This is a genomic window from Colwellia sp. C2M11 (assembly GCF_018860915.1).
Classification (GTDB): domain Bacteria; phylum Pseudomonadota; class Gammaproteobacteria; order Enterobacterales; family Alteromonadaceae; genus Colwellia.
On sequence record NZ_JAHKQD010000031.1, the window covers coordinates 1 to 3212 of the forward strand.

The 3212-nt window shown below is 32.7% G+C and carries 3 protein-coding genes; 1 reads left to right on the top strand and 2 read right to left on the bottom strand.

Going from position 1 to position 3212, the window contains the following annotated elements:
* Positions 1–346 precede the first annotated feature (346 nt).
* Both KO509_RS08765 and KO509_RS08770 read right to left on the bottom strand, forming a co-directional pair.
* Positions 347–919 carry a hypothetical protein gene (locus tag KO509_RS08765; protein ID WP_215972905.1) on the bottom strand — a complete coding sequence of 191 codons (573 nt, stop codon included), beginning with the start codon at positions 917–919 and terminating at the stop codon, positions 347–349.
* A 172-nt stretch (positions 920–1091) separates the two neighbouring features.
* Complete coding sequence (locus KO509_RS08770) at positions 1092–2051, bottom strand: HPP family protein (RefSeq protein WP_215972906.1); 960 nt, start codon at positions 2049–2051, stop codon at positions 1092–1094.
* Between the two features lie 298 nt (positions 2052–2349).
* Between KO509_RS08770 and KO509_RS08775 the strand changes: the two genes are divergently transcribed.
* A complete protein-coding gene (locus tag KO509_RS08775) occupies positions 2350–3195 on the top strand; it encodes a LysR family transcriptional regulator (protein ID WP_215972907.1) in 846 nt (281 codons plus the stop codon).
* Positions 3196–3212: the final 17 nt, after the last annotated feature.

The window sequence follows — 3212 nt, forward strand, 5'->3', positions numbered from 1 at the left end:
TTGTGATCAGGCGACTGAAGTCGCCCCTACAAAATGTTCGACAACGGAGTCGAATATTATCACCGTAGGGGCGAATTTATTCGCCTAATAATGAGATATAACATAATGAAGAGTTATTGGCGTGTATTGTGAACAGTCGACGGAAGTAGCCTCTATAAAACGTCCTACGAAGGAGTCGTATATTATCACCGTAGGGGCGAATTTATTCGCCTAATAATGAGATGTATCATAATGAAGAGTTATTGGCGTGTATTGTGAACAGGCGGCTATAAATATATTATAAAATCGAAAATCTATTAAAAAGTTAACACTTTATTACTAAAGACTAGTATTCATTATCGTCACTTTATTCAAATATCTGTTGATACCATTTGTCCATAGATTCAAATAATTCTATCGTCGCCTTTCTACTCGGCTCAAGGAACTCATCACTAGACTTTTCTAAGCGATTTAACATATCACTACTACTATCTTTTACATTATTCCAAGCCTCATTCGCAAAGTTCGCAGAATCTTGTTTTCCTTGTTCTAAGCAGGCTTGCATATCAAACTCTTCTTGAGTATCAAATAGAATATTGGCATCTTCATTTAATACCTGTTTATCATCACAATATTGACTTATCTCTAAATAAGTTAACGTACCAATAACAGCAACGGTGCCAATGGTTGCAGCAGAAGCAGCAGTTATCGCTACTTTTTTTCCTGACCGCTTAATAAAACGCTTTGACACATTAGCACTTTTTACTTTATGTCTGGTTTGCATCTTTTGCATAATTTTTTTGGAATGGGTTAAACTTGCTAAGCTTTCAATAGGCACAGCCGCATAGCCAAATAATGAAAAAAGACTAGTAAAAAAGAATTTAACCGCGATAAAAGCAAAAAAAGAGATAACAAAAATAGTAGAAAATACAGATTTCATAACCTTAGCCCTACACTGATTATTTAATAGCTTAAGTAATACTAACATTAACTTAGCTTTTAAAATAATTGTACAAGAAAAGTTATAATTAATTTAAAGATCTTTCATTAAAAATATTGATTGTTGTAACTAAGACTTAAATCTACATAAATTTTTATGGCCATTATCTTACTTATGTAGACTCACAGCCTGCTCGATTAAGTAAAACACCTTTTTTTACCCAAGTGTTATTTTTAGCCATCACTTCTAGCCTAGCCCAGTTTTGAAACTCTTTTATACTACAATTTTTAGAAACTGAAGGCGTATTTCCTACGACAGTTTTATAGGTTACTTTTTTGTCATCTATGTCACGTACTTCACGTACAGACCAATTTTTACCTAATGCACCGTTACTATAATAACAATTTTTATTTACCGGTATTTTGCTCTTATTTATATTTTGAGCTGCATTATCTAATGCTAAATCAAAAATCAATGCCAGCTCTTCTGAACTAACATCAATATATGAATCTAAATGAATTAAAGCTGCACTGAAGTCTTCATGACTTAAGTTATTGGATTTATTTTCAGAGTGGAGACTGTGAAAATATAAATATGCTGGATATCGACGCCAATAAAATAAATTATTAAAAATGACACCACTAATTAAAATAACAACAAGATTAAAAGATAATACTTCAAAAATGAGAGCAAAGTTAAAACTATGTTCTTGCCCTGACAATATGATAAATAAGGCGGTTGCCGCACCAGGAGGATGAATACTACGTGTCAAATACATAATAACAATAGCACCACCAACAGCCAGTGAACTAGCCAGAATAACATCAGGAATATAAAGTAGTGCCAAATACCCCACTACAGCAGAAAAAATATGACCACACACAATATTCCAAGGCTGTGATAAAGCACTGTGTGGGGTAACAAAAATTAGAACTGCTGTTGCTCCTAAAGAAGTAAATAGGATATGACTATGCGGATCGGTTAATGCCGTACTTGTGATGATATAACTACAATATACCCCTATGATACTACCAATACTAGAAATTATTTTTTCATAAAATGAGGTATTAGATGTTTCAATTCCTATCATTTTAATAATATGAGTAAATACCTTAAATTTTTTAATTTCCACCTAAGCCTTACTCCCACGGCTAGATGCTAAGACTAAAACATAAGAGAACTTAAACGCTAATCCAGTTAAGATAAGTGTGAAATGCCAAAACATAGTCCAACCCAGTGAAAGTTCAATTAATGAAACAAACAAAATATAAACAGCTACTAGCACAACTAGAAATGTTAATACCATGCTAAAAACACCTAATTTATACATTTAATTAACTCTCAAAACTAAAATCTGTGTAAAGGATAATAAAAGTTAAAACTTATGTATAATGAATAATAACCATACTTAACTTCAATTATTTTTATACATGGACATAATACTTGCTAAAACATTTTTAGAAATAATGAGCACGGGTACATTTGTTGAAGCTGCTCGTCGATTACATATAACTCAAACCGCCGTAACCACTAGAATAAAAAACTTGGAAAGCCAGCTAGACTGTAAATTATTTATAAGGAATCGCTCAGGCGCGCAATTAACAAGAGAAGGAGAAGTATTTTCAACATATGCTTTAACACTTGTACAAACATGGCAAAAAGCGCAGGATCAACTGAAGCTACCTATGAATTTAACAGAATCAATTCATATTGGAGCAGATATCAGTTTATGGAATCCAATCATGATCGAGTGGTTAGAAGAGATTACAGCTACTCTACCAAATATAAACGTGCATATCGAAGTAGATAAAACGGCAGGGTTGATCAAAAAATTAAAAGAAAATAAACTGGATGCTATAGTAGTTCATCTACCGAATTACTTTTCAGGATTGGTTGTTGAACAAATAGTCGAAGAAAAGCTTATACATGTTCGTTCAACCATCACCCCCTCCCCTTATTTATTTATCGATTGGGGGGACGACTTTAAAAACCAATTAGATTCAGTATTACCCTTATCACGTCAGGCTACTCTCAGTTTTAATCTAGGACCAATGGCATTAAAATATATATTGAAAAATGGTGGTAATGGATACTTTAGAACTCGCGTAGTGGAACCTCATTTACAATCAGGAAAACTTGAAAGAGTACTAAACTCACCAGAATTTTCTTATCCAATTTATGTAATCTATCAAGAAGATAATATGAAAGAAACTTTACCTAATGTGATTACCTGCCTCAATCAAAGTTTTAACAATAATAACTCATGGTTAATTTAATACCAAACGGATTAATT

Bases quoted from the DNA above. Each gene is read 5' to 3' on its own strand.
- KO509_RS08775 (WP_215972907.1), top strand. From the start codon at position 2,350: ATGGACATAATACTTGCTAAAACATTTTTAGAAATAATGAGCACGGGT.
- KO509_RS08765 (WP_215972905.1), bottom strand. From the start codon at position 919: ATGAAATCTGTATTTTCTACTATTTTTGTTATCTCTTTTTTTGCTTTT.